19 protein-coding genes and 1 pseudogene are annotated in these 21,780 nt (G+C 58.3%); 9 read left to right on the forward strand and 11 right to left on the reverse strand.

What is annotated here, in order from left to right:
* Position 1: 1 nt before the first annotated feature.
* The 6 genes from atpH to QZ383_RS07665 form a co-directional block, all read right to left on the reverse strand.
* Positions 2 to 553, reverse strand: a complete 552-nt coding sequence (atpH, locus tag QZ383_RS07640) for an ATP synthase F1 subunit delta (RefSeq protein ID WP_291444392.1) — start codon at positions 551 to 553, stop codon at positions 2 to 4.
* Positions 550 to 1,131: an ATP synthase F0 subunit B gene (locus tag QZ383_RS07645; RefSeq protein WP_291444394.1), complete on the reverse strand. Its 582-nt coding sequence runs from the start codon at positions 1,129 to 1,131 to the stop codon at positions 550 to 552. The genes atpH and QZ383_RS07645 overlap by 4 nt, the downstream gene beginning before the upstream one ends.
* Positions 1,132 to 1,237: 106 nt before the next feature.
* Positions 1,238 to 1,657 carry an ATP synthase F0 subunit B gene (locus tag QZ383_RS07650; protein ID WP_291444396.1) on the reverse strand — a complete coding sequence of 140 codons (420 nt, stop codon included), beginning with the start codon at positions 1,655 to 1,657 and terminating at the stop codon, positions 1,238 to 1,240.
* Positions 1,658 to 2,083: 426 nt separating this feature from the next.
* Positions 2,084 to 3,154, reverse strand: a complete 1,071-nt coding sequence (locus QZ383_RS07655) for a glycosyltransferase (protein WP_291444398.1) — start codon at positions 3,152 to 3,154, stop codon at positions 2,084 to 2,086.
* A gap of 36 nt (positions 3,155 to 3,190) precedes the next feature.
* On the reverse strand, positions 3,191 to 3,736 hold the full coding sequence (gene aroL, locus QZ383_RS07660; protein WP_291444400.1) for a shikimate kinase AroL: 546 nt from the start codon (positions 3,734 to 3,736) through the stop codon (positions 3,191 to 3,193).
* Between the two features lie 9 nt (positions 3,737 to 3,745).
* Positions 3,746 to 4,819 (reverse strand): aminopeptidase P family protein, encoded by a 1,074-nt coding sequence (locus tag QZ383_RS07665; protein WP_291444402.1) that lies wholly within the window; start codon positions 4,817 to 4,819, stop codon positions 3,746 to 3,748.
* A gap of 200 nt (positions 4,820 to 5,019) precedes the next feature.
* Between QZ383_RS07665 and QZ383_RS07670 the strand changes: the two genes are divergently transcribed.
* From QZ383_RS07670 to QZ383_RS07700, 7 genes are all read left to right on the forward strand, one after another.
* Entirely contained in the window at positions 5,020 to 5,829 is an 810-nt protein-coding gene (locus QZ383_RS07670) for a dihydroorotate dehydrogenase electron transfer subunit (protein WP_192113064.1), read from the forward strand.
* A gap of 177 nt (positions 5,830 to 6,006) precedes the next feature.
* Positions 6,007 to 6,933, forward strand: a complete 927-nt coding sequence (locus tag QZ383_RS07675; protein ID WP_291444404.1) for a dihydroorotate dehydrogenase — start codon at positions 6,007 to 6,009, stop codon at positions 6,931 to 6,933.
* A gap of 2 nt (positions 6,934 to 6,935) precedes the next feature.
* On the forward strand, positions 6,936 to 8,066 hold the full coding sequence (locus tag QZ383_RS07680) for a hypothetical protein (RefSeq protein ID WP_291444406.1): 1,131 nt from the start codon (positions 6,936 to 6,938) through the stop codon (positions 8,064 to 8,066).
* A gap of 2 nt (positions 8,067 to 8,068) precedes the next feature.
* A complete protein-coding gene (locus QZ383_RS07685) occupies positions 8,069 to 9,154 on the forward strand; it encodes an NAD(P)-dependent oxidoreductase (protein ID WP_291444427.1) in 1,086 nt (361 codons plus the stop codon).
* On the forward strand, positions 9,151 to 11,151 hold the full coding sequence (locus QZ383_RS07690) for an ATP-binding cassette domain-containing protein (protein ID WP_291444408.1): 2,001 nt from the start codon (positions 9,151 to 9,153) through the stop codon (positions 11,149 to 11,151). The genes QZ383_RS07685 and QZ383_RS07690 overlap by 4 nt, the downstream gene beginning before the upstream one ends.
* Before the next feature lie 121 nt (positions 11,152 to 11,272).
* Entirely contained in the window at positions 11,273 to 11,680 is a 408-nt protein-coding gene (locus QZ383_RS07695; protein WP_192113060.1) for a (deoxy)nucleoside triphosphate pyrophosphohydrolase, read from the forward strand.
* 339 nt (positions 11,681 to 12,019) lie between these two features.
* Positions 12,020 to 15,076: an EAL domain-containing protein gene (locus QZ383_RS07700; protein WP_291444411.1), complete on the forward strand. Its 3,057-nt coding sequence runs from the start codon at positions 12,020 to 12,022 to the stop codon at positions 15,074 to 15,076.
* 91 nt (positions 15,077 to 15,167) lie between these two features.
* On the opposite strand, the gene QZ383_RS07705 is transcribed toward QZ383_RS07700, so the two are convergent.
* Both QZ383_RS07705 and QZ383_RS07710 read right to left on the reverse strand, forming a co-directional pair.
* Complete coding sequence (locus tag QZ383_RS07705; RefSeq protein ID WP_192113058.1) at positions 15,168 to 16,517, reverse strand: sugar transferase; 1,350 nt, start codon at positions 16,515 to 16,517, stop codon at positions 15,168 to 15,170.
* Complete coding sequence (locus QZ383_RS07710) at positions 16,514 to 17,671, reverse strand: glycosyltransferase family 4 protein (RefSeq protein WP_291444414.1); 1,158 nt, start codon at positions 17,669 to 17,671, stop codon at positions 16,514 to 16,516. The genes QZ383_RS07705 and QZ383_RS07710 overlap by 4 nt, the downstream gene beginning before the upstream one ends.
* A 226-nt stretch (positions 17,672 to 17,897) precedes the next feature.
* Between QZ383_RS07710 and QZ383_RS07715 the strand changes: the two genes are divergently transcribed.
* Entirely contained in the window at positions 17,898 to 18,920 is a 1,023-nt protein-coding gene (locus tag QZ383_RS07715; protein WP_291444416.1) for an NAD-dependent epimerase/dehydratase family protein, read from the forward strand.
* 150 nt (positions 18,921 to 19,070) lie between these two features.
* Here QZ383_RS07715 and QZ383_RS07720 read toward each other — a convergent pair whose 3' ends face one another.
* From QZ383_RS07720 to QZ383_RS07730, 3 genes are read right to left on the reverse strand one after another with little or no spacing between them, the layout of a single operon-like run.
* Positions 19,071 to 19,781: a septal ring lytic transglycosylase RlpA family protein gene (locus tag QZ383_RS07720; RefSeq protein ID WP_291444418.1), complete on the reverse strand. Its 711-nt coding sequence runs from the start codon at positions 19,779 to 19,781 to the stop codon at positions 19,071 to 19,073.
* On the reverse strand, positions 19,772 to 20,770 hold the full coding sequence (locus tag QZ383_RS07725; protein ID WP_291444420.1) for a hypothetical protein: 999 nt from the start codon (positions 20,768 to 20,770) through the stop codon (positions 19,772 to 19,774). The genes QZ383_RS07720 and QZ383_RS07725 overlap by 10 nt, the downstream gene beginning before the upstream one ends.
* On the reverse strand, positions 20,767 to 21,036 hold the full coding sequence (locus tag QZ383_RS07730; protein ID WP_022658936.1) for a hypothetical protein: 270 nt from the start codon (positions 21,034 to 21,036) through the stop codon (positions 20,767 to 20,769). The genes QZ383_RS07725 and QZ383_RS07730 overlap by 4 nt, the downstream gene beginning before the upstream one ends.
* Before the next feature lie 572 nt (positions 21,037 to 21,608).
* Between QZ383_RS07730 and QZ383_RS07735 the strand changes: the two are divergent.
* Positions 21,609 to 21,780 (forward strand): annotated as a pseudogene (locus QZ383_RS07735) (sulfite reductase, dissimilatory-type subunit alpha); the annotation flags it as partial.

Consider the following 21,780-nt stretch of genomic DNA (forward strand, 5'->3'; position numbering starts at 1 on the left):
GCTATTCACCCCTCTTGAATGTCTCCCGAAGGATTCCCAACTGCGCGCGCAGACTTGCGTCCAGCACCCGGTCACCCATTTTGAGCACCATACCCCCTAGTATGTCTTTGTCCACGGCAAAGGTCAGCTCAATATCGGTGCCCGCTTTCTGTTGCAAGGTATCCTTGAGCTTAGACTTTTTGTCTGCGGAAAGTTGTACTGCGGTTATGCATTGGCCGCGGATGATCCCCTTGGCCTCGTCCAGCAGCTTGCCGTACCACGCTGCAATTTCGCTCAGAAAGGCAAGCCTTTCCTTATCTGCAAGCAGAAAGCAGAAATTGCGCATGGTTTGGTCAGCCTTGAGCTTGGTCAGCAGCTTGTCGAGAACTGCCTTCTTTTCGCTTACGCCGATAACAGGGCTTTTCAAGGTAAGGTCAAGCCCAGGCGCGGCGGCAAGCATTTCACCAAGAGACGCCAGGCAATCGCCACGCGAACTCAGGGCTGCATCCCCATCCTTTTTGCCAAGCGCAAAAATTGCGTTGGCATACCTGCGTGCAACCACGGTGTTAATCAATGGAGCACCACCTTGTTAAGGGAGTTGGCGATAAGCTTGTCGTGTTCGGCCGCATTGAGCTTGGAGCTCAGAGCTTTCTCGGCGGCGTCCACGATCTCATCGGCAATGGAGGCGCGCACTTCAGCAAAGATCGCGCGGCCTTCATTTTCCGCCGTAAGGCGCGCCTGCTCCACAATCTGAGCGGCCTGGCGGTGAGCCTCTTCCACAATGCCCTGCTTGAGGGCTTCGGCCTGCTGGCGGCTTTCGGCCAAAATGGCCTCGCGTTCAGCATTAAGGTTGGCAATGCGGGTCTCTACCGAGGCCAGCTGCTCCTTGGCCGTCTTGCGACGTTCGTCAAGATCGTCCAGCGCATTCTTGATGCCTTCGCGGCGGTTCTTAAAGAAACGCTTGGCCAGCCCGCCAACGAAGTACCAGAGGATGCCGGCAAAAATTACGAAGTTGAGCACGCGCCAGCCGAAGTCGCCCCAACGCGGCGCTGCATGCCCTTCAGAAGCCATGGCTCCCGCAGGAATGACCACCAGCGCGGCAAAGGCAATAACGAGCGGCAGGATAAACCCCGCGTGTTTCCATCTGCTCAAAGCCCACCCCCTCTGTTCGATAATACCGATTCGAAAACAGTTCCCAATGAAGCCGCAACGCTCGCGTTGCGGAATGGCCCGCAAAGGCCTGAGTCAGCGCCGCTTGCTAGCCCTTGATGAGTCGGTCGGCCAGACGGGTGGAAAATTCACCCACCTGCTTGCGCAACGCAGCAAGGGTTTCCGCAGCCTGTGCCTGCAGCGAGGCGCGGGTTTCAGCCAGAATGTCGCGGGCGCTTTGCTGAGCTTCGCCCACCAGCTTCTGCTGTTCGGCCGCGCCTGCGGCGCGGCCAGCCTCACGGTTGCTGCCTGCGTCCTGACGGGCGCGGGCCAGTTCGGCCTCATAGTTGGTGAGCCGTTCGCCAGCCTGGTACTCGAAAGAGCCGGCTTCCTCGGCCATGTCATCCATGACGCCGTTGCGCTTTTTGATGATTTCGCGGATGGGGCGAATCAGGAGGATGTTGAGCACATAAATGGCGATAAAGAAGTTCGCCAGCTGAAAAAGAAGAGTGACGTTTAGGTCCAGCATGCCGCATCCTCCATGTGAATTGCGGATTGAAGGAGTTGAAAATACATAAAGCCCTTGCAAGATATCTGCTCAGCCCTGTTATGTCAAAGGGTATTGGTGACAAATTTCGCAAACTCCGCAATTTTTTTTTCACAAGCTTTGTGCTCAAAGCTGCGAGGAGTGTAAAACAGTCTTTATGAGAATTGTTTTGGTCTACTGCATCAGCTCAGTACTGTCTGTGCGTCAATATTGGCTGTTTAAACAAACAAATAAAGTGCACGGCTGGTTGTGGCAGCTCGTGAAGCAGAGAATTGTGCAATAAAGTGTACCATAGTTGCAGTTTTGCAGTGGGCAGTGCGCGCTACTGAGTGAAAAGCGCTTGCGCAGAAAGACACAAACGAATGCTAAACCAGATTTAACAGGTCTGCATTATTAAAAAAGAATATATCAAACCAGCAGCCAGTCCTGCTGCTCATACCCTGCCTGCGAGAGCCACAGGCCCGCCTCTTCCGCAGCGCCGTGGGCCGTAAGGGCATTGAAAATGCAGCAGTGCCCGGGCTTAGGCAGCGCACTGCGTCCCAGAACTGGAACGCCGTTTACGCAGTTGCCGATCTTTTTGGGATCAATATCAATGTAAGCAGCGGGTTTTGGGCCCAACATCCACAAGGGGGCCAGCCGTTGCCGGGCTACACGCCCGCCGCCGATTACCCAAACATGGGGATGAAAGGGGTTGTGTTCCTCAAGCCAGCGGGCCAGCCACAGTGCCCGCAGCCTGTCGCAGGCGGCGCGTGCGTATCTGCTGTCTGCCCGGGTGGCGCGGGTTGGCGCGTCATTCCACACCAGCATTTCGTGCGGCAGCTTTTCCATCACCGCGCCGTAGTGGAGCCAGCGCAGCCAGATCTCCCAGTCTTCGGCAAAGTCGCCGTCACGGTACGCGCCCCATTTGTCAACGCATTCCCTGCGAAACATGACCGAGGGATGACACAAGGGCGTATCCCGAAAACGTGCGCGGCTGATCTGGGCATGTGTAAGCAGGCTGTTCTGCCAGTCCACAAAGTGGGCAAAGCCGTGTGCTGTTGCGCGATCTCCGCCAAAAGCCACGCAGGTTGCCGACACGCTGAGTTGCGGATTGTTGAAAAGATGAGCCACCTGCGTGGCAATGCGCAAGGGATGCGCCGTATCGTCTGCATCCATGCGCGCTATAAACGAACCGCGCGCCACGGCAAGCCCTGCATTAAGCGCTGCCACAATGCCGCCGTGTGGCAGGTGCAGTGCCCGCAACCTGTGACCGAAACGGATGGGGCTTGCCCAGTATTCCAGAAGCTCGAGGGTGTCATCGGTGGATCCGTCGTCAGCAACAATAATTTCAAATTCGGGTAAGGGTGCGCCAGAGGCAGGGCGCTGCCCGAGCAGACTTTGCAGGGTTGCGCCCAGCGTGAGGGCCGCATTCCACGCTGGCAGCACCACGGATACAAGCGGGGCGGACAACCGGTTTGAAATGTGATCGGTATCAGTCATTAAAGGCAAGCAGTGTGGGCAGGGTTATATGTGCGGTCATGCCTTGACGTGATCCTGCGGCTTCCGTTCCTGCCAGAGCTGTTCTATGTGCTGGCAGACAACAGGCATGGGCCGCGATGCGTCAACTATGTGGTGGGCGGCCTGTTCATAAAGATGCCGCCGTTCGTTCAGAACCTGGCTGATTTCTTCAATAAGTCCCTTGCCGGTCAGAGAAGGACGCTGACTGTTGACAGGGTTGCGGCTCAGTCTTTCGGCAAGGGTTTGCACGGGGGCATCGAGAAAAACAACCATGCCGCGTTGGCGCATGAGGAGTCGATTCTCTTCTGCCAGCACCATGCCGCCCCCGGTGGAAACTACGCAGCCAGCGGGGTGTGCGTCCACCACTTCCTGCAAGGCCAGACTTTCCCGGCTGCGGAAGCCGGGCCAGCCCTCGGCAGCCACAATCTGCTCCACAGTAAGGCCCGCCCGGTGCAGCAAATGCTGATCGGTGTCGGCAAAGGGCAGGCCAAGGCTTCTGGCAAGCGCCTTGCCGATGGTGGTTTTGCCCGAAGCACGCGCGCCCACCAGAAAGAGAATGCTCATGCCGCCTCCTTAAAGGATTCTGACGCCGTCTTCTTCAACCAGCACGGTGTATTCCCAGCGGATGCCGCCCCATTGAGGGTAGTAGAGCCCCGGCTCAACGGTCACAACCATGCCAGGTTCCAGAACACCCTCAGCGCGTGGCGAAAGGCTGGGTGCTTCGTGGGTTTCAAGGCCCACGCCGTGCCCGAGGCCGTGCGTAAAGGCATTGGCGACGCCAGCTTTGGCAAAAACATCATGCGCCAGCGCATAGGCCATGCGCAAAGGCATGCCGGGGCGCATGCCCTCAATGGCCGCAGTCTGGGCCTGCCGGGTAAGGTCGAGCGCACGGCGGAACTCGTCAGCCGGAGCCGTACCCACCCAGAAGGTGCGCGTCTGGTCAGAGCAGTAGTTCTCAACGCGGCAACCCACATCGACCAGAACCGGGCAGTTGTCTGTAATGGTATCCTGGCCGGGGATGGCATGCGGCAGGGCCGCGTTTTTGCCCACGGCCACAATGTTGGCAAAGGCAAGCTCCGAAGCGCCGTTTTCGCGAAAAAAGCGCTCGATGAGCCAGCTTATGTCGGCCTCGGTGCGTCCCGGCTCAAGCTGGCCCTCAACCCATTTCATCAGCTTGTGGTTGAGCGCAAAAGATTTTTCCAGCGCGGAAATTTCGCAGGGTTCCTTGATGCGGCGCAGGCGCTCGACCATGCCGTCAGCCGCCTCGCAATACAGGCCGGAGCCAGCGTCGGTCAGATCGCGGGCAAAGGCGAGGCTGACGCCGTTGGCCTCAATGCCAATGCGGCTGCCGCAGCGCCTGAGCAATCCGTGCAGTTCGCGCGCTGCGTTGCCGCCATATATGAAGATGCGTTCGCGATCCCAGATGCGTGAGGCTGCGTCCAGATAGCGGCCGTCTGTTGCCAGCCAGTCGTGCCCGTCGGACGTGATGACAAGCCTGCCTGCGCTTTCGTTAAACTGTGGATCATGCAGCTCAAAACCGGAAAGATAAAACCTGTTGGCAGCCTGGCTGATGAGCATGGCGTCAAGCCCGCGCAAGCGCATGGCACGCCGGAGGTTTTCACGGCGGGAAGCGAAGATGTCACTCATAAAAATTCTCCTGCGGGCACTATACCCAGCGCAGGGCTGGCTGAAAAGGTTAAATTTAACGGGGTTGAACGGAGCGGATTACGGTGGGCAGACGGGCCGTCAGAATGGACAATTAATACACTTCTTGTATACATTAGCAAAGAGGCTTGGAGTAGCGGGGTCAGTTGACCTAGAACCTAACTAGGACTATTATTATAGACATGTCACAAACATCTTCTTGCGAGCTTGATGTTCTCGATCTTGTGCCTTTTGGGCAGACCGGCAACGAAAGCCGCTTTTTTGCGTTGCGCCTCTCCCGCCCCGAGTGGACTCGGTGGCGGCCTGGGCAGTTTGTCATGATCCGTCCCCGAAATTTCGGGCTGGATATCCCCTGGGCGCGTCCTCTTGGCATCTGCCATATGACCTCCCGGCATATGATCTGCTTTTTCCAGGTGCGCGGCAAAGGTACGCGGCGCATGTCCGAGCTGCGCTCCGGCGACAAGGTGCGCGTATGGGGGCCGCTGGGCAACGGGTTTGCCGTTGAGCCGGACACCCCGACCCTGCTGCTGGCAGGCGGCATGGGCATAGTCCCCTTTGTGGGCTACGTGAGCGAGCATCCGAAGCCGTGGAATGTGTCCATGCTCTTTGGGCACCGCGAGCACATCAGTTGCTATCCAGTGGACAGCATCAACGAGCACGTGCCGCTGGACAGCCTGCGCGAAGCGGAATCCGGCGATCTGGATGACTTTATTTTTACCATTCAGGAGCGCATGAGCGAATACGCCGAGCAGAAGGGCCTTGTGCTTGCCTGCGGGCCTACCCCCTTTATGCGCACCGTGCAGAAGTTTGCCGCCGAGCTTGGCGTTCGCTGCCAGGTTTCGCTTGAGAACCGCATGGCCTGCGGTGTGGGTGCATGCCTTGGCTGCGTGACCAAAACCACAGAAGCCTGGCCGGTTGAAGCAAAGCGCGAAGGCCTGGTGCAGGTGTGCAACCACGGCCCGGTATTCTGGTCGGATCAGGTAGAACTGTAGGTTTTGCCTGCGCTTCCTTGATTCCTGAAACGACGTTAACGCCCGCATGCGGCATCCGTTACGGCCATGGCGCGCCGCACCGGCGAACCGGCGGTCGCGCGTGGGTACGCGAGGGCCTGTCTTGCCAGGCGAAGCCACGCACAAAATGCCGGATGCCGGCAATCTGGAGAAAGCGGCATGGATCTTTCCGTCACACTCAAGGGGCAGACGCACGATCTGACCCTTAAGAACCCTGTGCTCACGGCTTCAGGCACCTTCGGCTACGGGCTGGAGTTTGCCTCTTACGGCGATCTTGCATCGCTTGGCGGTCTGGTCGCCAAGGGTCTTTCCCTTTTGCCACGCCAGGGCAACGCCACGCCGCGTATTGTGGAAACCACCGCAGGCATGCTCAATGCCGTGGGTCTGCAAAATGACGGAGTCGAGGTTTTCTGCCAAGACAAGCTCCCCCGCCTGCCCTGGCAGGAAACAGCCATTATCGCCAATATTTACGCCGGTTCGGTGGAGGAATTCGCCGAGCTTGCCGCCCGCCTCAATGCGGAAGAAGGCGTTGCCGCCCTTGAGGTGAACGTCTCCTGCCCCAACGTCAAGGAGGGCGGCGTGTTGTTTGGCCAGGATCCGGCGCTTGCCGCCCAGGTTACGGCTGCCGTGCGTCGCGCCGCGCCGGGCAAGCACGTTATGGTCAAGCTCTCGCCCAACGTGACGGATATCGCCCTTATGGCCCGCAGCGTTGAAGACGCAGGCGCGGACAGCATCTCGTGCATCAACACGCTGCTCGGCATGTCTGTGGATCTGAACAGCCGCAAGCCCTCGCTGGCCAACGTGGTGGGCGGGCTTTCCGGCCCTGCCATCAAGCCCGTGGCCCTGCGCTGCGTGTGGCAGGTGGCCCGCGCCGTGAATATCCCCGTTATCGGTATTGGCGGTATTGTCACCGCCGAGGACGCGCTGGAATTTTTGCTGGTAGGCGCGCGCGCCGTGCAGGTTGGCACGGGCAACTTCATGCGGCCCGACTGCGCCTTTGCCCTGGCAGAAGAACTCCCCGCCCTGTGTGAAAAGCTGGGCATTGAAGACCTGGGCGCTTATTGCGGCAGCCTGGATTTGGACTAATCATGTCGCTTACCGTTATCCCCGCCCGCTCCAAGCAGGAATTTGACCAGTTCATGGATTTGCCGTGGAGCCTGTATGAACGTGGCTCCCTGTGGACGCCTGGCCTTAAAAGTCAGGATCGTGAACTGCTCACGCCCGGTGAACATCCCTTTTGGGAAAGCGCCCGCCGCGAACTCTTTCTTGTCTTGCGCGATGGCCGCGCCATTGGCCGTATAGCCGCAATTGTGGACGAAAAGTACAATGCCTATGCCAATGAAAAGTGCGGGGCCTTCGGCTTTTTTGAATGCGCCAATGATCCTGAGGCCGCCCACGCTCTGCTGGATGCGGCGCACGACTGGCTGGCCGAGCAGGGCATGCGCTTTATGCGCGGGCCGCTGAATCCTTCGGCCAACTATACCTGCGGCCTGCTGGTGCACGGTTTTGACCTTGCGCCCACCATCATGATGCCCTGGAATCCGCCGTATTACGCAGAACTGCTCGAAACGTGGCATCTGCGCAAAGAGCAGGATCTTTTCGCCTACCAGATTGAACGCTCGCGCCTCACGCCGCCGGAATGGCTCAGTGAGGAAGTGACGCGTCTCAAGGCCGAGGCGCGCTTTACCTGCCGCACCTCCAGCAAGGCCACACTGGCGGAGGATATCCGCGCCATGCTGGAGCTGTACAAGGTTTCCTGGGCCAAGAACTGGGGTTTTTCTCCTCTATCTGACGGAGAGGCGGAGCAGCACGTCAAGGAACTCAAAAGCGTTCTTGATCCGGAATTTTTTGTGCTGTTCTTCCACAATAACCAACCAGCCGCAGGCATGGTGGCCCTGCCGGACATGGCCCCGCTCTTGCGGCGGCTCAACGGCAAGCTGGGCATCTCAGCCTTGTGGCACTGGTGGCAGTCCCGCGCAGAAATTCGCGGCGGCTATCGTATCATTCTTTTTGGTATTCGCGAAGAATTCCGCCTCATGGGTCTGCCCTTGCTGCTGCTCGACTTCATGCTGGAAAAGGCGCGTCAGCACCCGCATTTTCAGTGGGTTGAGGGTTCCTGGGTGCTGGAAGACAACACGCCCGTCAATGATCTGCTCGAAGATTTCTCGGGCGAGCTTACCAAGCGTTACCGCATCTATCGTAGGGAGATTCAGTCGTGACCATGACTGAAAGCGCCGTATATACTCCGCATCTGGCGGGTAAAAAAGTGCTGCTTACGGGCGGCACTGGTTTTGTGGGGCGGCATCTGCTGCCGCAACTGCTGGAAGCCGGAGCGCAGGTCACCTGCCTCACGCGGGCTGCCTCGCGTACCGGGCATCTGCCTGCGGGCGTGGAAACAGCCCAGGCCGATCTGAGCACGGGGCGGGGGCTTGCAGAAGCCCTGCACGGCAAGGATGTGGTCATCCACATGGCGGCTTTGCTTTTTGGCCTTGGCTGGCAGGATTATCTGCGGGCCAATGCCCTTGCCGCGCGCAGCATGGCCAGCGTCATAACCAGCCTTGCCCGTGAGGGAAAGATGGGTGCGGATTTTCGTTTTGTGCTGGTTTCAAGCCTCGCGGCAACTGGCCCCAGCGACACTGCCCCCGGTGTGGACGATGCCACGCCGCCTGCGCCGGTTTCCGCCTACGGCTGGTCAAAAATGCTTACCGAGCAGGTGCTTGGGCGCGCTCTTGGGCAAAGCCTTGTAACACTGCGTCCGCCCATCATTTATGGCTCGGGCGACAAGGGCCTGCTGCCGGTATTTCAGGGGGTTATGCGTGCCCATGTGGCCGTGAGCCCCGGCGCAGGGCGCGAGTTCCCGGTCAGCGCCGTGCATGCGGACGACATGGCTCAGGCAGTGCTGTGCGCATGCAAACCCGAAGCCAGCGGCGTTTATCATCTGAGTGACGGCGAGGCCTATACCATGTCCGGCTTTTGCCGGGTCATGGGCGCAGCGGTGGACAAGGCCCTTGGCCGCGCACCCCGCAAGGTGCGCGTAGTGCGCATGCCTTTGCCCGTCATGGCTTGTACTGCCGGGCTGTCCACGGCCTTTGCCGTGGCTGCCGATGCCGTGTCCCGCCGCCTTTTAGGGCGTGGGCTGCGGCGCGCTCCGGCCTGGAATCTGGACAAATACCGTGAAGCCCGTCAGGCTGGGTGGCTGTGCGACAACAGCCGCATCTGCCGCGAACTGGGCTTTGCGCCGCGCGTGAGCCTTGAGGCAGGTATGACCGAAGCCGTCGACGGCTACCGCCGCGAGGGCTGGTTGTGAAGATCACCATACAGGAACTTTCCAAGGCATTTGGCGGACGGGACATCCTCAGCAACTTCTCGCTGGAAGTGGATCCCGGTGTGCGGCTGTGCGTTTGCGGGCCCAACGGTACGGGCAAGTCCACCTTGCTGCGCCTTCTGGCCGGGGTGGAAAGCCCTGACGGCGGTCGGGTAATACTGCCGCGCGGCTGCCGCCTGGGTTTTGTGGAGCAGGAGCTTTCAGAGGAATCCCTCGAAACGCCGCTGCTGACCTATGTGCTGGACGTGCTGCACGACTGGAGCGACTTTTGGGCTGAATGGGAAGAAGCCGCCGCCAGCAAGGACGAATCACGCCTGACTTCCCTGATGCACCGTCAGGGCGAGCTTGAGGCTCTTTACGGCTACAATCCCGAGCATCGGGCCAAGGCCGTGCTTTCCGGTCTGGGCTTTGCAGAAAACAAGTGGAACCGCACCCTGCGCGAACTCTCCGGCGGCTGGCGCGAGCGCGCCAAGCTGGCCCGTGTGCTCACCGCCGGCGCCGATGTGTTGCTGCTGGACGAACCCACCAACCATCTCGACGTGGAAGCCGTGGAGTGGCTGGAGTCCTTTCTCATGGACTTCAGCGGCGCACTGGTATTTGTGGCCCATGACCGTGTGTTTATGGATAATGTCGGCACGCACGTTCTCTACCTCGGGCTGTCCAGGCCCGTGTTCCGCAAGGCCACCTACACGCAGTTTCTGACCCTTCAGGACGAATACAACGCCCAGCGTGAGCGTGAAGCCCGCGCCCTCAAGGAAGACCTTGACCGCAAGATGGCCTTTGTGGAGCGTTTTCGCGCCAAGGCCACAAAGGCCCGCCAGGCGGGTTCCCGGATGAAGATGGCTAAAAAGCTCGAAAAAGAGCTGGAAGACTACAGACCGGAACCCAAGCGCAAGGAGCTGAATTTCAGCTGGCCCGAAGCTCCGCATTCAGAAAAGATTGTGCTGTCTGTCGCGGATCTGGAATTTCATTTTGGCGATGGCAAAACCATGTGGCCGCCCCTGACACTGACCCTGTTCCGTGGGCAGCGGGTGGCGCTGGTGGGGCACAACGGCTGCGGCAAGTCCACCCTGCTCAAGCTGCTGGCCGGTACGCTGGAACGCTGCGGTGGCAATATGGTCACGGCATCGCAAATGCGCATGGGCTACTATACCCAGCATCAGATGGACACCTTGCGGGGCGATACCACGGTGCTTGGCGAAATTCGCCGTCTTTCAGACCCGCGCACCACGGAAGAAGAGCTGATGAGTGTTCTCGGGCTCTTCATGCTGGGGCAGGATTATTTTGAACGGCAGGTGAGCGCCCTTTCGGGCGGCGAAAAAAGTCGCCTAGTGCTGGCAACGCTGTTTTTGAAGCGCTGCAATTTTCTGCTGCTGGACGAACCCACCAACCATCTTGATCTCGAAAGTCGCGAAGCCCTGGTGAGTGCGCTACAGAAGTTTAACGGCACCCTGCTCATGGTGGCGCATGACCGCTGGCTGCTCTCGCAGGTAGGGGCTGAAGCGTGGGAACTCAATGAGAACGGACTGACCGTATTCCCCGACTTTGCCTCGTATGACGAGAACCGCCGCGCCCGGCAGAACGGTTTGGGCGAAAGCCCCCTGAGTGCCGTCAATGCAGCGGGCAACAGCGCCCGGGAGACGGACGCGCCCGCCGCGCAGCCATTGTCGCGCGATGAACAGAAGCGCATCAAACGCGAACAGGCCGACAGGCGCAATGCCCTGCACAAGGAGCTGAAGCCCCTGCAAAACCGTTACGAAGCGCTGGAAACAGAGTTTGCCTCGGTACTTGACCAGCAGACCCTTGTGGAAGGCCAACTGGCCGACCCGGATGTGTACGCCGACCACGCCCGTTCCAGCGATCTGCTCAAAACCTTTGAATCGTGCAAGCAGCGCAGCGAAGCCATTTTTGAAGAAATGACCACGCTTGAAGAAAATATGACGGCTGTGCGGGAAAAGTGGAACGTGGAGCAGGATTGACCGACAGGTTTTGCGGGCACCCCCACAAAGGCGTTGCGTGACGTAACAGCTTGGTGCAACAGTATAAATACGTTTTCACCCCAAATTGCTCCAGGGCCGCGTGCCCGGTGTGGAGAGTGGCATGCAACATATAGAAGTAGCTGCGGGTATCATTTGGCGGGGCAAGAGGTTTCTGGCCAGCCAGCGCCTCAGCGACAAGCCTCTTGAAGGATACTGGGAATTTCCCGGCGGCAAACTTGAAGCCGGAGAAAGCCCGGAAGACGCCCTCAAACGCGAACTGGCTGAAGAGCTGGGCGTAGGCGTGCGCCAGGTCGTGTTCTGGAAAAGCCTTGATCACGAATATGTGGAGCGCGGCTTCAGCGTGCGGCTGTATTTTTTTCATGTCACCGAATTCGTGGGCGAACCCTGTGGCGAAGAAGGGCAGAACCTGCGGTGGGTAGAGCCGCAGGAGGCCTTTGCCCTCGGTTTTTTGCCTGCCGATGCTGTGGTGCTTGAAGAACTCATAGCGAGGCAACCGAGCATTCTTTGATAATCTTCGTGATATGCCTCCCCTCGTAGTGAATATTTTTTGTTTTAGCCCGCCTATGGTGGGCTTTTTTTATGGGCAGGGGAATTTGGGTGCAACTGGCGGTGGAAATGTTCTCCGCAAAAAGGTAGCCTGAAATCAACATTTATCGAAACCGCCACTGCTTACTGCTTTTTCCAAAAAATTCGGGAGAGGCTATGCGAATGCTGTCAGCGGAACGGCGGGCTACACCCTGCAAGCCCTGCCGCATCATTTATCCCTTCCTCAACGGTGTCGGCGTGTAGCCTTGCGTGTTACTCAGGCGGCCTGCCTTGGCAGGCCCGCACACCGGACAGGTGATCTATGCGTATAAAGCAGCTTTCCTTTATTGTGTGCGCCGCCATAGTCGGGCTGTTCGTGCTTATTTCCTACGTCACGTCCGAGCTTGTGGTGGTGCGCGGCGTGGATGCCATTGAGAGCAACAGTTCCGCCGAAAAAATGAAGCAGTTGCGCAACCACATCCATGCGCAGGAAACACAGCTAAGCCATATCGCCGTGGACTGGGCATGCTGGGATGACGCCTACCGGTTCATGCAGGACAATAATGATGAATTTGTCCGAACCAACCTGCGGCAGCAGATGCTGGCAAAGTTGAATCTGTCGTCCATTGCCTACGTCAGCAGAAATGCCGCAAACGTATATATGGTTGAAGAGGATGCGGACTGGCGCAAGCCTGGGCATACAGCCGAGGTGCAACGCCTTTACGGGCAACTGGTCAACAGGCTGGAGGGCAGTTCGGAAGAAGGCCTTGCAGGGATCATGATGATTGGTTCTGTGCCGCATATTGTTGCGGCCCAGAAAATACGCGATACGGCCATGCTGCTGCCCGCCAATGGTGTGGTTTTTATGACCCGCGCCATTGATGCGGATTTTATAAAGGATGTGGAACACGATACGCTGCTGCGCTTTACCGTGCTGCCGGTGGAAGCGTTCAACAGCCTGCCCATGGCTGCGGATGATGTGAACGGCTTCAAAATAGTGCGCGAAGACGGCAGCATCAATTCATATTCGGTGATGCGCGATGTGTTTGATTGTGCGGCCTTTTGTCTGCGGCTCGTCACAGGCCGGGAAATTGCCCAGCTTGGCAAACGCATGTTTTTGCAGAATTTTATTCTGATTGTTGTCACTGGCATGGGGATGCTGATTGCGTTTCTGGTGTTTACAGAAAAGCAGATACTCAGGCGCATTCTCTCCATGCAGCGGCAGGCGCAGCATATTGAAAAAAGCAGCGAGCCACTGAAAAAGATTGATATTCAGGGCGATGACGAAATATTTGACCTCTCCCTGAAGATCAACAGCATGATCGACGCCCTGCAATCCAACGAAAAGTTTTTGCAACAGACCCTGGATACTCTTCAGGCTGGCGTAATCACCATTGAGCCAGGCAGTCTGAAAGTGCGCAGCATCAATGCGTTCGCGCAGCAGTTCATCGGCCTGCCCGCCGATGAAATTGTTGGCAAACCCTGCCATGAGTTTATCTGCCCAGGCGGGGTGGATCTCTGCCCCATGGGCAAGGACAATCCCAAGGGCGAGCTGCTCGCGGGCCAGCTGACGTCAGTAGACGGCACCATGAAGACCATCGTCAAATCCGTGCGCGCCATTGAGATGAAGGGTGAAGAGATTTTTCTGGAATCGTTTGTGGACATAACGGATCTGGAAACAACGCGTAAGGAGCTGCAACGCTCGGAAGAACGGTACAAGACCCTGTTCATGAACACCGGTACGGCAACGGCGGTTATCAGCAGTACCGGGCTGATATTTTTGACAAATACGGAATTTTCCAACCTTGTGGGCATGCCGCCGGATGAGATTGAAGGAAAGCTCTTCATAACCAGATTTTTGGGTAAAGGCGAAGGGCATTCGCCGCTGTCGTTCGGCTCTTCTGCAACACGAGGCAGTGAAAAATACGAAGCAGAAATCCGGAGCAGCACGGGAAAAACCATCAATGTGCTGGTAACCCGGGCAAAAGTCCCAGAGAGCGGCCTGTCAGTCATTTCCCTGCTGGATATTTCGGAACGTTCGGCGATGGAGAGGGAGCTGGCCTACAGGGCTAACCACGACCTGCTCACGGGGCTTGCCAACAAGGCTCTGGTGGCAACGCGGCTCATGGCCGCCATGCAGGATGTGCATGAATCCGGGGGCATGGTTGGTTTGCTGCTCATCGACCTTGACCGTTTCAAGCAGGTGAATGACAGTTTCGGGCATTCGCTGGGCGACAAGCTCCTGCGGCAGGCTGCGGAGCGCCTGACATACCTGGCGCGGCAGGATGACTGCGTGGCCCGGACTGGCGGCGATGAATTTGTCATTGTTGTGGGCAAAACGCAGGGCAAGATCCAGCTTGAGGCCCTTGCAAACAATGTGCTGCATTCGTTGAACCGCTGCTTTTACGTGGACGAATACTCCATCTATCTGAGCGCAAGTATTGGCATTGCTTGCTATCCTGGCGATGGCACAACCGTGGAGGCGCTGATGCAAAGCGCCGACCTTGCCATGTACAGAGCCAAGGCCAAGGGCAAGAACACGTATACGTTTTTTACAGAAGACCTCACGGTGGCGGCCAACGACCGCATGGTCCTGGAAACTGAGCTTTTCCGCGCCATGGACAGTGCCGCCTTTGAGGTGCACTACCAGCCCAAGATTGATATCGCCAACGGCGCAGTTGCAGGCTGTGAAGCTCTGGTGCGCTGGAAGCGCGCTGACGGCACGTGGATTCCTCCCTCAGTGTTTATTCCTCTGGCTGAAGAAACCGGGCTTGTGCGTCGGCTCGACATGTACGTGCTGCGCAAGGCGTGTCGGCAACAAAGGGAGTGGAGGGAGCAGGGCCTTGGGAATGTTCATATGTCAGTGAACATGTCCGGTCGCAGCATCATCGCTGAAACATTTGTGGATGATGTGCTGGACGTGCTGGGCCGGGAAGATGTGCGCCCCGAGCATCTGGGCATGGAAATCACCGAAACGGCCTTTATGTCCAATATGGCGGAGGCGTCGCGGGCCATTGCGGCATTGAGCGAGCAGGGGATACAGATTTATCTGGATGACTTTGGAACCGGGTATTCATCGTTGTACTACCTGCATACCATGCCTATTGCCAGCCTGAAAATCGACAAGTCCTTCATTGACGGTATCAACGCGCCGTTCAATGCTTCCAATGAGCTTGTCAAAACCGTACTGACTCTCGCCTCAGGCCTTGGCATGTCAACAGTGGCAGAAGGCGTTGAAACGCTGGAGCAGCTTGATTTTCTGGCGACCAATGGTTGCGGCGTCATTCAGGGATACATCTTTTCCCAGGCGCTCAGCGGCAGCGATTTTGCAACCTATCTGAAAGGATCTGCCGAGAGTATTGCGGCGGTAATGGCCTAGTCGGCCTGCCTTTCAAGGGCAGTAAAAAGCCCCGCGGGATTATCCTGCGGGGCTTTGGCATTTGCAACGGCTGTGCGCTTTCAGGCGCGGACTAGCGCGCTCCCTTGGGGAAGAGCACAACGCCGACGGTCTTGAACACGATATTTATGTCCAACAGAATGGACATGTTCTTGATGTAGTACAGGTCATATTCCAGTTTACGGCGGGCATCGTCTTCTGACGCGCCGTAAGGATAACACACCTGCGCCCAGCCGGTGAGGCCCGGTTTAACCGTATGCCGCAGGCTGTAGTAGGGTATGGTTTCCTTGAGCTTGGTCACAAAGGCCATGCGCTCGGGGCGCGGGCCGATAAAACTCATGTCGCCCTTCAGGATGTTCCAGATCTGGGGCAGTTCGTCTATGCGCACCTTGCGGATGAACTTGCCGAACTTTGTCACGCGGGCATCGTGGGCGCTGGCCCATACGGCTCCGTTCTTTTCAGCGTCTGCGCGCATGGAGCGGAACTTGTAGACTGTAAATTCCTTTTCAAAAAGGCCCACTCGATCCTGTTTGTAAATGACCGGGCCGGGCGATTCCAGCCGCACCACAATGGCGGTCAGCAGCATGATGGGCGCTGCGGGAATGAGCAGGAGCAATGAAATCAGCACATCGAGGGCACGCTTGAGCCTGCGCAACGAGCCGCGCGTGTTCAGCGAAAAGCCCTCGGTCTGCAACAGCCATTCATCATTGATCTGCGAGAGCGGCAGGCGCTGCACCACGTGCTCGTAAAAACTGCGGATATCCACCACCATGCTGCCGCGCAACTTTGCTTCCAGCAGGTCATGGGCGATGTCGTCGTCAATGGGCGCATCAGGCAGCAGCAGGATCATGGTTGCCTGTTTTTCTTTGGCAATGTCCAGAGCCATGAATGGTGCGCCAAGGCACGGCCCGGCATCAGGCCCCTGATCGCGTTCGCCCACATAGCCAAGAATTTCGGCCTTGGGCAGCCCCTCTGCCAGCAACTGGCGCACCTTGCCCGCGCGGTCCACCCCAACCAGCAAAATGCGTAGCGGGTGGGTGAGCCTTTCGGCATTGAGGTGGTAAATCCAGCGCCAGCCTAGAGAAAAGGCCAGCGAAAGGGCAAAAAGCATGGCCACGGTTTCGCGGTCAAAACGCCAGTGCTGGAAGGCGTAGGAGGCGGTGGCCGAAGAAACAATGCCAAGCAGGCAGGCTACCAGCACACGCCCCACGGTCTCCTTGAAATCCTCGTTGCCCACGCTGTACGCATCAAGGATGTAAAAAAAGAGCATGTAAAAGAAAATGGTAAAGAGCGTAGCGCCCGTATAGTCGTGGAAAATGCTCAGATCGGATTCGACCGTCAGAAAGCCGGTAATGCTGAGTGCCAGCAAAATGCAGACGAGATCCAGAACCTGCAGCATGGCCATGCGGTATGTGCTTATCATAGGGTATCCTCAATGGCGGGCACGCGCATGTCTTCAAGAATGCGCGCGGCCACTTTTTCGGCGTCAAATTCACTCAGGGCCAGTTCCCGTCCGGCCTGCCCCATGCGGGCAATGCTTTCAGGACTGGTGATGAAGGATTCCATAGCGCCTGCCAGCGCCTGCGGATTGCGTACCGGTACAAGGTAACCGTTGACGCCGTCGCGCACAACCTCGCGGCAGCCGGGGGCGTCCGTGACCACAGCGGGGCGACCCATGCTCATTCCCTCCATAATGGAGGTCGGTGTTCCCTCGCGCCAAGAGGGCAGCACAAGCACATGGGCAGCTGCCACATAGGGGCGCACATCGCGTGTTTCACCAAGGTATTCTATGCAGCCCTGTTTCTGCCACGCATCCATCTGTTCCATACTCACGCTGCCGAGGCCTTTTTCCGGCGGGCCGAGCACCTGAAAGCGGGCATCTGGGTACCGGGCCTTGAGCAGGCGCGCGGCTTCGGCATATTCCGGCAAGCCCTTGGCTTCGAGCAATCGCGCCACCAGCAGAAAAACGGGCGAGCCGCTCAGGCGGCCATCGGCGGAATAGTCGGGAAAAGCGCTGGGAGCAAAGCGCTTGGTATCCACTCCGGTGCCGCGCGCTGTAAGCACCCGCGCATTGCGTCCGAGAATGCCCGACTGGCGGAAAACCTGTATGTCGTCCTGATTCTGAAAAAAAACGCCTTCCGCGCCAGAAAGCGCCACGCGGTAGAGCAGGCGGCCCAGAAGGTTGACGCATTTCTTGAAGAAGGAATCAGCCTCAAAGGCATAGCCAAGGCCGGTAATAGTGGCATAAACGTGGGGAACCCCAGCCGCTCTTGCCGCCATGCAGCCGTAGATCACAGGCTTGATGGTAGAGGCGAAAAGCAGGTCTGGCTTTTCGTCCCTGAAAAGGCCGAACAGTTCCCGGGTGGTGCGCAGGTCGCTCAGGGGGTTCAGCCCCTTTCTGTCCAGCGAATAATGGCGCAGGCGCGCACCCTGAGCGGCCAGTGCCGCCTCAGCATCGGCGTCGCCTGGCGGGGCGCAGCAAACTACCTCGTGCCCGGCCTTGCGCATGTGCCGGATCAATACACTCCAGAAGTTGCTCATGGCTTTGGCCTGGTTGCCCAGAACAATGATCTTCATGCTCGGCGCTCTCCCTTGTTCGGCGCTTGCCCTGCGGGCTTGTGTCGCATGCGCAAGCCTATAGCACTACAACCGTGTTATGAAAAGGGGAGAAGCTTTTGCATATATAGGCGGCGCAAGCCGCCGCAGCTTTACAGTCACGCTGCTACAGGGTAAAAGAGCGATGGTTCTGCTGCCCGGGAGTATGTCTTGGCGCAGGCCGGAAATCTGAAAACAGGACGCAAAAATGAGCGCGTATTCCGATCTTACCAAGTCCATGACTGCCCAGCCTTCGCGTTGGCTTATCACCGGCGTTGCGGGCTTTATTGGCTCCAACCTGCTGGAACATCTGCTGAAACTTGGGCAGACCGTGGTTGGTCTGGACAACTTTCTTACCGGCTACCAGAAAAATCTGGACATGGTGCGCGACATCGTTGGCCCAGAAGCGTGGAGTCGGTTTACTTTCATCGAAGGCGACATTCGTGATATCGACACCTGCCACGCCGCCTGCAAGGGCGTGCAGCACGTGCTGCACGAAGCGGCCCTCGGTTCTGTGCCGCGTTCCATCGACGACCCGCTGTTGTCCAACAGCTGCAATATCACCGGTTATCTGCACATGCTTGTGGCCGCGCGCGATGCGGGCGTGAAGAGCTTTGTGTACGCCGCGTCTTCCTCCACCTACGGCGATTCACCCGAACTGCCCAAGGTGGAAGACAAGATCGGCAGCCCGCTTTCCCCTTACGCTGTCACCAAGTATGTGGACGAGCTGTATGCGGACGTGTTCAACCGCTGCTATGGTTTCTCCAGCGTTGGTCTGCGGTATTTCAACGTGTTCGGCCAGCGCCAGGATCCTTACGGCGCATATGCCGCCGTTATTCCCCAGTGGTTCGCCAGCCTTATCAAGAAGGAAACCGTTTTTGTGAACGGCGATGGCGAAACCAGCCGCGACTTCTGCTATATCGACAACGTTGTGCAGGCCAATCTGCTTGCCAGCTTTGCCCAGGGCGAAGCCACCAACAAGATTTACAACGTGGCCTTTGGCCAGCGCACCACCCTGAATGAGCTTTTTGACCTCATCAAGGAAGAAGTGGCCCGCCACAAGCCCGAAGTCATGAGCGCCGAATGCGTGCACCGTGACTTCCGCGCTGGCGATGTGCGGCACTCCCTTGCCGATATCGGCCGCGCAGAAAAGCTGCTGGGCTATGGCCCGCAGTTTGACGTGCGCCAGGGCCTGCGCCTCGCGGGCGACTGGTACGCAGCCAACCTGTAGCAGCCAACTGCATTCCAGAAATATGAAACCCCGCGCAAGCGGGGTTTTTTGCTGTCAAAAATCAGAATGGCGTGACGTTGTGAGAGTACTCGGAGTAAAAAAAGACTCTCTAACGCAGTCAGAGGGCAAAAGGATAATTATACACTGCCCCTAGTTGTCGCCGACCACAAAAGCGCCGGGATACATGGCGCGGAAAATATCAAGCTCTTGCTGCGCCCCGAAAGAATCGGGCCACGGCCCCACCTGCACATTCCACATGTTGTTGCTGCCGTAGATGAGGCGTCCGCGTTTGCCTGTCTGGGAAAGGATGTTGATAAGGTTGTCGGCGTTGACCCTGTCGGCAAATGCCCCCACCTGCACATAAAAAGCCCCGGTAAGGTCGCCGTCTTCCTTCATGCGCTCAACGCCGCCCATGCTCTGAATGCGCACCCGCGCCGTGCCGGGGCCAAGAATGTTCAGGCGGCTGGCCGCAGCGCGGGAGAGGTCAATGACGCGGTCGTCAACAAAGGGACCACGGTCGTTGACGCGCACAATGATGGAACGCCCGTTGCCCATGTGGGTGACGCGCACCTTGGTGCCCAGGGGCAGCAGTTTGTGGGCCGCCGTCATGGCGTACTGGTTGTAGGTCTCGCCATTGGCCGTGGTTTTGCCGTGAAAACCTGGGCCGTACCATGAGGCCGTGCCTTCTTCCACAAAACCGTTGGCTGACTTGAGAGGATAGTAGGTCTTGCCGCGCACCGTGTAAGGGCGGCTGCCGGGAACCCCGCCCTTGCGCCAGGAGCGCGAACCGCAGCCGCTCAAGAGCGCGGCGCAAAGCAGGGCAACAAGAAAGACAAGGAGAGGTCTGACCGTCATGCACATCCGCGCCCCTGACCGCTCAGGTAGGGCAGGCAGGGGAGTGTGTTCTTTTTGCCGCAGGCGGCGCACAGGCCGGAGCAGTCGGCCTCGGAGGCGGCGGCGCATTCCAGTTCCTGCAGCAGGGCAAGGCCCTCGCGCCCAAGGCTCCCGCCGTCGCGTGCGCGGGCAAGCAGGGCCAGCGCCGGGTTGCGGCGGCCCGCATTGAGAAAATCCCTGGCAGCCAGAAGGTAGAGGCGCTCCCTGTCGTTGCCGAAGAGCGAAGCCAGCAGGTGCTCGTAACCCGCGCCAAAGACCTGGCGGGCAAAGTCTTCTTCTGTGGCAAGCCAGCGCGCCAGATGGGCGTTGTGTCGCTCGACCGCCAGATAGCTTGTGAGAAGCCGCAACCCGTGGGCCAGAACGTGCATGATACGCGAAAGTTCGCGTGAGGAGCTTTCCGAGGTTTGACCGCCAAGGCCGCGCAAGGGGTTGTACATATCTGTCGTAACCCCGGGCCTGCGCGAAATCTGAATAAGCCGGTTGGCGTAGTGCTGGCCCTGAAAGGCGTCTTCCTTCAGCTTGGCGCATTCATGAAAGGCATAGCCGATGCACCAGTCAATGAGGGTTTCAAAAGCCTTCTGGGCCTGAGCGCCGCCGGGCAGCACACTGTCAGCATGGCGACGCAGGGCAGTGATTTGCGCCATCTCTGCGGTATTGCCGTTTTCATCGGCGGGTTCTTCCGGCAGTGGCAGCTCAAGCGGCGGCATGCCGCCGGGGGCCATGGCCTCAATGCCGGGGCTGTTGCGGAAAAGGTGATGGGCCGTATCCTTGAGCCGCCAGAAAACACCCTTGCGCATGGCTTCGCCCAAAAGATCGCGCAAGGCTGTGTAAGAAACGGCTCCGTCCACGTCAAAGCGGCGGCGTTGGTCGGCCAGCAGGCTGTAAACGGTGCAATAGTCGCGCACCAGATCGCGCACGAGAAAATCGCGGTTGGCCAGTAGCCAGCGTCCGTTCACGCTTCGTCCTCCTGGAGCAGGGCACGGGCCACGGCGATGTCGTACAGCAGCAGGGGGTCAGATTCGGCATTGCGTTCTTGCTGATACATGCGCGCGGCACTGCGCACCACAGCCATGCTCAGCCAGGGGTGACGCTCCCACACTTCGGGATGGTCGGCGCGCCAGAGGCGAAATTCAACCTCGCCGTCAGGCCCGCGGCGCACGTAGACGCGCGAAAGGGCATTGCCCGCCTGCGGGTGATAGTAGAGTCCAAGTTCGTCTTTCATTATAATGATAACCCTTGCGAATATGGGCCATGCGAGGCCGTTGTTGGTGCGGCGCATCCGCACATTCCATTTTGATCATACGCGCAAGAAAGTACTTTGCCAAGGCTGTGCGGCAATGTTGTGAAAAATAGTACAATATTTAAGAAAAAAGTTGCTTTTTTACGTAAAAAAATGCCCGTTCGTCTCGCCTAAAGTAATGATTTTGGCATGCTGTGCTCACGTGCATTGTGTCGCAAAGCCTTGATCGCCGGGTATTCTTGCGCCTTTTGCGTATATCATGCCGCCCCGGTTGTCATTAAGTGGAAAATGGGCTAATCAGTGTTTTGACCGCGTTGCGGCCTGACGGTCGGTGGCCCTTGCACGTCCGTTATCCGCGATCCCTTGGGGCGTCCCGATTTTACGGGGCGGGCGCATGCAGGTTTTTACCTTCATGCGTGTGCTGGGGGGAGTATCCCCGCCATGCACGGGCAGCGATTTCGCGCCTGTACCCCGGATTGCCGCACCGGATCGCCGCAGTTGACCGGCACGTCACGCGAGCGCGTGATACAAACAAACCATGTGGAGGTATGGCAATGGCGAAACATGCAACCCCCTTGTTGGACCAGCTTGAAAGCGGCCCTTGGCCGAGCTTTGTGTCCGACATCAAACAGGAGGCGGCCTCTCGGGCCCAGAATCCCAAGGGTCTTGATTATCAGATCCCTGTGGACTGCCCTGAAGACCTTCTGGGTGTGCTTGAGCTTTCCT

The organism is Desulfovibrio sp. (genome assembly GCF_019422935.1).
Classification (GTDB): Bacteria; Desulfobacterota; Desulfovibrionia; order Desulfovibrionales; family Desulfovibrionaceae; genus Desulfovibrio.

Coding starts and splice junctions, on each gene's coding strand:
- QZ383_RS07650 (WP_291444396.1), bottom strand. CDS start 1,657: ATGCTGGACCTAAACGTCACTCTTCTTTTTCAGCTGGCGAACTTCTTT.
- QZ383_RS07655 (WP_291444398.1), bottom strand. CDS start 3,154: ATGACTGATACCGATCACATTTCAAACCGGTTGTCCGCCCCGCTTGTA.
- aroL (WP_291444400.1), bottom strand. CDS start 3,736: ATGAGCATTCTCTTTCTGGTGGGCGCGCGTGCTTCGGGCAAAACCACC.
- QZ383_RS07665 (WP_291444402.1), bottom strand. CDS start 4,819: ATGAGTGACATCTTCGCTTCCCGCCGTGAAAACCTCCGGCGTGCCATG.
- QZ383_RS07670 (WP_192113064.1), top strand. CDS start 5,020: ATGTCACAAACATCTTCTTGCGAGCTTGATGTTCTCGATCTTGTGCCT.
- QZ383_RS07675 (WP_291444404.1), top strand. CDS start 6,007: ATGGATCTTTCCGTCACACTCAAGGGGCAGACGCACGATCTGACCCTT.
- QZ383_RS07680 (WP_291444406.1), top strand. CDS start 6,936: ATGTCGCTTACCGTTATCCCCGCCCGCTCCAAGCAGGAATTTGACCAG.
- QZ383_RS07685 (WP_291444427.1), top strand. CDS start 8,069: ATGACTGAAAGCGCCGTATATACTCCGCATCTGGCGGGTAAAAAAGTG.
- QZ383_RS07695 (WP_192113060.1), top strand. CDS start 11,273: ATGCAACATATAGAAGTAGCTGCGGGTATCATTTGGCGGGGCAAGAGG.
- QZ383_RS07700 (WP_291444411.1), top strand. CDS start 12,020: ATGCGTATAAAGCAGCTTTCCTTTATTGTGTGCGCCGCCATAGTCGGG.
- QZ383_RS07705 (WP_192113058.1), bottom strand. CDS start 16,517: ATGATAAGCACATACCGCATGGCCATGCTGCAGGTTCTGGATCTCGTC.
- QZ383_RS07710 (WP_291444414.1), bottom strand. CDS start 17,671: ATGAAGATCATTGTTCTGGGCAACCAGGCCAAAGCCATGAGCAACTTC.
- QZ383_RS07715 (WP_291444416.1), top strand. CDS start 17,898: ATGAGCGCGTATTCCGATCTTACCAAGTCCATGACTGCCCAGCCTTCG.
- QZ383_RS07720 (WP_291444418.1), bottom strand. CDS start 19,781: ATGTGCATGACGGTCAGACCTCTCCTTGTCTTTCTTGTTGCCCTGCTT.
- QZ383_RS07730 (WP_022658936.1), bottom strand. CDS start 21,036: ATGAAAGACGAACTTGGACTCTACTATCACCCGCAGGCGGGCAATGCC.